Genomic DNA, 6000 nt, shown 5'->3' with positions numbered 1-6000 from the left:
GTTCGGCTGTGACACGGGGTGTGAGGACGGCAGTGGGGGTGCGGGGTGGGTGGGGGTGGGGCTTCGGAGGTGCCTTTTTGCTGCGCTTGTCACCCCGGCGCCCGCAGTGGAAAGGGCGTTAGTCGTTGGCGTGCAGAGCGGCGTTGAGTTCGATGCCGGTTCCCTTGCGCGGCACCACTTCTACCGCACCGGTGAGGGAGTTGCGGCGGAACAGGAGGTTGTTCTGACCGGCGAGCTCCGAGGCCTTGGCGGTGGTGCCGTCGGGGGTGATGACCTTGGTGCCTGCGGTGAGGTACAGGCCGGCTTCCAGCACGCAGTCGTCGCCGAGCGGGATGCCGAGGCCGGCGTTCGCGCCGAGCAGTGAGCGTTCGCCGACGGAGATGACGGTGGTGCCGCCGCCGGAGAGGGTACCCATGATGGAGGCGCCACCGCCGACGTCGGAGCCGTCGCCGACCACCACACCCGCGGAGATGCGACCCTCGACCATCGAGGTGCCAAGGGTGCCAGCGTTGAAGTTCACGAAGCCCTCGTGCATGACGGTGGTGCCGGAGGCCAGGTGTGCGCCGAGCCGGACCCGGTCGGCGTCGCCGATGCGGATGCCGGAGGGCAGCACGTAATCCACCATCCGCGGGAACTTGTCCACGCTGTAGACGGTGACCGGGCCGCGGGCACGCAGCTTGGCGCGGGTCAGCTCGAAGCCCTCCACCGCGGCGGGCCCGTGGTTGGTCCACACCACATTGCTGAGCAGCCCGAACTGGCCGTCGAGGCTCAACCCGTGTGGGCGAACCAGGCGGTGCGAGAGCAGGTGCAGGCGAAGGTAGACGTCGTGCGCGTCGACCGGCGCCGCGGACAGATCGGCGATGGTGGTCTGTACCGCGATCACCTCGACGCCGCGGGCATCGTCGAAGCCGACGAGCGCTGCGAGCTCATCGGGAGCCTGGTCCAGCCGCTTGGTGCCGGTCTCGGTGAACTCGCCCAGTTGCGGGTTCGGATACCAGGTGTCCAGGACGGTTCCGTCCGCGGTCACATTGGCGATACCGACTGCTGTTGCTCCCTGAATACTCACGTCACGAGAGAATACCGACTGCAACCCCTCGGCAGGGACGCACGTCTGTGACGTCGAGCCCACAGTGGTGACGCATGGGGTAGCCCCTGGTACCCGCCATCTGCCGTAGCTGCCTGCATGGGCGGCGACCAGTTCGAGGACGCCCTCCTCCTGCCCTGCGTCCAAGTCCATACCTACGCGCCATGGACGGGCGTCCCGCCGGGTGCGGTCAACGCCGACGCCCGTCCTCCGTGTCGATCGCGATTCGTACGGATGGACGGGCGTCGCGCCGGGTGCGGTCAACGCACACGCCTGTCCTCCGTGTCGATCGCGATTCGTACGGACCTAGGCTGAGGCAGTGACCCTCGACCTGCGCGCCGACCCGATCCAGCTCACCGCCGCCCTCGTCGATATCGAGAGTGTGTCCCGCGACGAGGCGAGGATCGCCGACATCGTCGAGCGGGCGCTGCGCGAACAGACCGTGGGATTCGAGGTACTGCGGCACGGCAACGTGGTGCTCGCCCGCACCGATCGCGGATTGCCGACCAGGGTGATTCTGGCCGGGCACCTGGACACCGTCCCCATCGCCGACAATGTGCCCGGCCGATTCGAGGTGGACGAGGCCGGGGAGCAGGTGCTCTACGGCTGTGGCACCGTCGACATGAAATCCGGCGACGCCGTGTTCCTGCACCTGGCCGCCACCGTCGCCGAACCCGTGCACGACCTGACGCTGATCTTCTACGACTGCGAGGAGATCGCCGCCGAATTCAACGGACTCGGCCAGATCGAACGCGAACTGCCGCAGTGGCTGGCGGGCGATATGGCGATTCTCGGCGAGCCCTCCGGCGGTTGGATCGAGGCGGGTTGCCAGGGCACGCTTCGGGTTCGGCTCACCACCGCGGGCGTCCGCGCGCATTCGGCACGAGCATGGCTCGGCGACAACGCCATTCATCGTCTCGCACCGGTCCTGCAGCGCCTGGCCGACTACCAAGCGCGCGAGGTCGATATCGATGGCTGCGTCTACCGGGAGGGCCTGTCCGCGGTCCGAGTCGCGGGTGGTGTCGCTGGCAATGTGGTCCCCGACGCCGCCGAGGTGGACGTGAACTTCCGCTTCGCCCCCGACCGTTCCGTCGAGCAGGCCGTTGACCACGTCCGTGAGGTCTTCGCCGGACTCGACCTGGCTTTCGAGGTGACCGATTCCGCAGCCGGTGCACTTCCCGGCCTCACCGCACCCGCGGCCAAGGACCTCATCGCCTCGGTCAATGCCCACGGTGGCGGCGGCGTGCGCGCCAAGTACGGCTGGACCGACGTCTCCCGCTTCGCCGCGCGCGGCATCCCCGCTGTGAACTTCGGCCCCGGCGATCCGAACCTGGCCCATAAGCGCGAAGAGCACGTTCCGGTCGCGCAGATCACCGCGGTCACCGCCATGCTGCGCAGCTATCTCACCGGCGCGGGTCACTGATTCTGCTCGACTGATTTCGCGAGTACATGGGTAACTCATGAGGTACGTCCAGACCTCGACGTGACACGCGACCGCCCGGTCCGCGACGAAAATGTGGTGCACCCTATGCCCGGCAAGAATCGCGGAGAGGCGGGGGAGTACACCCAGAAGTCAGCCGGGCACTAGGTCGTCGGGTGCCCCGAATATAACTTCGGGCACCCGACTACCGGCAGAAGATCCGAGGAGGCGGGTGGGCGCGGTAGCGTGGGCGCCATGTCCACCGAAGCCGCCGATAACGAGGTCGCAAGCACGCCGAAGTCGACACCCAAGTTCCGCGGACCGATCATGTTCCGCCGCGATCTCAAGCCGGGTGGCACCGCCGATCAGAATCTGCTGGATCAGCATGGACCCAGCGACTGGGTGCACACCGATCCGTGGCGGGTGCTACGCATCCAGGCCGAATTCGTCGAGGGCTTCGGCGCGCTCGCCGAGGTGCCGCGCGCGGTGACGGTCTTCGGTTCCGCGCGCACCCTCGCCGGTCACCCGGAATACGAGGCCGCACGGGCGATCGGCGGCGCACTGGCGCAGGCCGGTTTCGCGGTGATCACCGGTGGCGGGCCCGGCGTGATGGAGGCGGCCAACCGCGGCGCATCGGAGGCGGGCGGATATTCGATCGGTCTCGGTATCGAGTTGCCGTTCGAGCAGAGCCTCAACGAGTGGGTCGATCTGGGCATCAATTTCCGCTACTTCTTCGCCCGCAAGACCATGTTCGTGAAGTACTCGCAGGCATTCGTCTGCCTGCCCGGCGGTTTCGGCACCCTCGATGAGCTGTTCGAGGCGCTGACCCTGGTGCAGACCCGGAAGATCACCCGCTTCCCGATCATCCTGTTCGGCACCAAATACTGGGCGGGGCTGGTGGATTGGCTACGCGATTCGCTGGGTGGGTCCGGCAAGATCGCGCCGGGTGATCTCGGTCTGCTGCATGTCACCGACAGCGTCGACGAGATATGTCAGATCGTCCTCAGCGCCGCCGAAAACGGTGGGAACCTGGAAGCGGTCGGGACGGAGGACCAGTGGTGAGCGCGGCTCCGGTGTACTCCATCTGTGTCTACTGCTCGGCCAGCACCGCCGACCAGGCCCACATCGCACTCGCCGCCCGGGTGGGCACCGAGATCGCCAGGCGCGGTTGGCAATTGGTTTCCGGTGGCGGGCATGTCTCGATGATGGGCGCGGTCGCGACCGCGGCGCGGGCGGGTGGCGCGAACACTGTCGGGGTGATCCCGAAACATCTGGTGCACAAGGAAGTCGCCGATGTCGACGCCGACGAACTCGTCGTCACCGACACCATGCGCCAGCGCAAACAGGTCATGGAGGACCGCGCCGACGCGTTCCTCACGCTGCCCGGCGGTATCGGCACGCTCGAGGAATTCTTCGAGACCTGGACCGGGGGCTACCTCGGTCAGCACGACAAGCCCGTGGTGGTGCTCGATCAGGACGGCTTCTACGACGGCCTGTTCCGCTGGTTGGACGAGCTGTACGACCGGAAGTTCGTGTCCGATTTTGCCAGGGACCGGATCACCGTGGCCACCGATCTGCGGTCGGCCTTCGCGGCGCTGGAACCCCCTGCGGCACTGGATGACAGCTCCACCCCCGACAAGGAGGATTGACAGCGTGAGCACCGAGGCCCGCTCGACCGTCAGCCTGTTCGATGTGGTGAAACGACTGCCTGGCATGGCCGTCGACGCTCCGTCCATGCTTCGGAGCGCCCTCGGTATGCGCATACGCCCGGACGACAAGTCCTCGGTCGGGCTGTACTTCCAGCGCAACGCGCACCGCCATCCGGATCGCCCGTTCCTGCGGTTCGAGGGCAGGACTGTCAGCTACGGCGATGCCAACGCGCAGGTGAACCGGTACGCGAACGTGTTGACCGCGCGGGGTGTTCGCCGCGGCGATGTGGTCGGCGTGCTGATGACGAACCGGCCGGAAACGCTGTTCGTGGTGCTGGCTTCGGTGAAGCTCGGCGCGACCGTCGGGCTGCTCAACCACCATCAGCGCGACACCGTGCTCGCCCACAGCTTCGGCCTGCTCGGCAGCGTGCTGAATGTCGTCGGTGCGGAATGCAAGGAGGCGCTGGACTCACTGCCCGAGCCGCTCGCCGACGTGCTCCAGGCGCAAGAACTCCACGACGCCGCCGAGACCGCGGATGCCGCCGATCCGCCGATGTGCGCGCAGGTCACCGCGAAGGAACGGGCCTTCCTGATCTTCACCTCCGGTACTACCGGGTTGCCGAAGGCCAGCGTGATGACGCATCTGCGCTGGACCAAGAGCATGGCAGGCCTAGGCGGACTCGGAATTCGCCTGCGCGGCACCGACACTCTGTACTGCTGCCTGCCGCTGTACCACAACAATGCGGTGACCGTCGCGCTGTCGTCGGTGCTGTCCGCGGGCGGCACGTTCGCCCTCGGCAGGAAGTTCTCCGCGTCCGGGTTCTGGGACGAGGTCATTCGGGAGAAGGCGACCGCGTTCATCTATATCGGTGAGCTGTGCCGGTATCTGCTCAACCAACCGGCGAAGCCGGTCGACCGGCAGCACAAAGTCCGGCTTGTCGTCGGCAATGGTCTGCGGCCGGAGCTGTGGGACGAGTTCGAGAACCGTTTCGGCATCGACAGGATCGTCGAGTTCTACGGTGCGAGCGAGGTGAATATCGCCTTCGTCAACGCGTTCGGGGTCGACCGCACCGCGGGCTTCGGTCCGCTGCCGTACGCGATCGTCGAATACGACGACGCCACCGGAAAAGCCGAGCGCGGCAAGGACGGACGGCTGCGGCGCGTCCCCTCCGGCGGGGTCGGACTGCTGCTTGCCAAGGTGACAAGCCGCTCACCGGCCGACGGATACACCGACAAGGCCGCTTCCGAGGCCAAGCTGGTCCGTGACGGCTTCAAGGACGGTGACGTCTGGTTCGACACCGGCGACCTGGTCCGCGACCAGGGCTTGCACCACATCGCGTTCGTGGACCGGCTCGGCGACACCTTCCGCTGGAAGGGTGAGAACGTCGCCACCACCGAGGTCGAACGCGCTCTCGCCGCGGCCGAAGCGATCTCGCAGGCCGTGGTCTACGGCGTGGACATTCCGGGCGCCGACGGCAAAGCAGGCATGGGTGCGGTGACGCTGTACCCCGACGTCGAGTTCGACGGGCACGCGCTCGCCGAGCAGGTCTACGCGCTGTTGCCCGGGTACGCCGTGCCGCTGTTCATCCGGGTGGTGCCGGAACTCGAGCTGACCTCCACGTTCAAGAGCCGCAAGGTGGAACTGCGCAAGCAGGGCTACGAGCCCGACGACCACAGTTCGCTGTACGTTCTGGCCGGCCGGTCGGAAGGCTATGTCCCGGCCTACGACGGCTACGTCGTGGACGTCGCGGCGGGACGAGTGCCGAGCAGCACCTGACTGAGCACGACCTTCGCGGCACCTAACTTGTATGGCCTGAGTACGCGGAGTGGCGGATTAGCTACAGTCG

5 protein-coding genes are annotated in these 6000 nt (G+C 67.0%); 4 read left to right on the top strand and 1 reads right to left on the bottom strand.

Annotation, left to right across the window (positions count from 1 at the left end; all coding sequences use genetic code 11):
* Window positions 1-118: 118 nt before the first annotated feature.
* Window positions 119-1066 carry a 2,3,4,5-tetrahydropyridine-2,6-dicarboxylate N-succinyltransferase gene (gene dapD / locus ACFQZZ_RS29545; protein ID WP_378687286.1) on the bottom strand — a complete coding sequence of 316 codons (948 nt, stop codon included), beginning with the start codon at window positions 1064-1066 and terminating at the stop codon, window positions 119-121.
* A gap of 337 nt (window positions 1067-1403) precedes the next feature.
* On the opposite strand from dapD, the gene dapE reads away from it, so the two are divergent.
* From dapE to ACFQZZ_RS29525, 4 genes are all read left to right on the top strand, one after another.
* Window positions 1404-2507, top strand: coding sequence for a succinyl-diaminopimelate desuccinylase (gene dapE / locus ACFQZZ_RS29540; RefSeq protein WP_378687284.1), 1104 nt, complete (start codon window positions 1404-1406; stop codon window positions 2505-2507).
* A gap of 252 nt (window positions 2508-2759) precedes the next feature.
* Complete coding sequence (locus ACFQZZ_RS29535; RefSeq protein ID WP_378687282.1) at window positions 2760-3566, top strand: TIGR00730 family Rossman fold protein; 807 nt, start codon at window positions 2760-2762, stop codon at window positions 3564-3566.
* A complete protein-coding gene (locus tag ACFQZZ_RS29530) occupies window positions 3560-4153 on the top strand; it encodes a TIGR00730 family Rossman fold protein (RefSeq protein WP_378687280.1) in 594 nt (197 codons plus the stop codon). Before ACFQZZ_RS29535 ends, ACFQZZ_RS29530 begins: the two co-directional genes overlap by 7 nt.
* Window positions 4122-5930, top strand: coding sequence for a long-chain-acyl-CoA synthetase (locus tag ACFQZZ_RS29525; RefSeq protein ID WP_378687278.1), 1809 nt, complete (start codon window positions 4122-4124; stop codon window positions 5928-5930). Before ACFQZZ_RS29530 ends, ACFQZZ_RS29525 begins: the two co-directional genes overlap by 32 nt.
* Window positions 5931-6000 lie beyond the last annotated feature (70 nt).

The organism is Nocardia sp. GCM10030253 (assembly GCF_042675075.1).
Lineage (GTDB): Bacteria > Actinomycetota > Actinomycetes > Mycobacteriales > Mycobacteriaceae > Nocardia.
Note: the sequence above shows the minus strand (reverse complement) of the source record. Positions and strands in the feature narration are given on the sequence as shown.

What these genes read in the sequence shown, in the direction of transcription:
- ACFQZZ_RS29535 (WP_378687282.1), top strand. Translation starts at nt 2,760, where the DNA reads ATGTCCACCGAAGCCGCCGATAACGAGGTCGCAAGCACGCCGAAGTCG.
- ACFQZZ_RS29525 (WP_378687278.1), top strand. Translation starts at nt 4,122, where the DNA reads ATGACAGCTCCACCCCCGACAAGGAGGATTGACAGCGTGAGCACCGAG.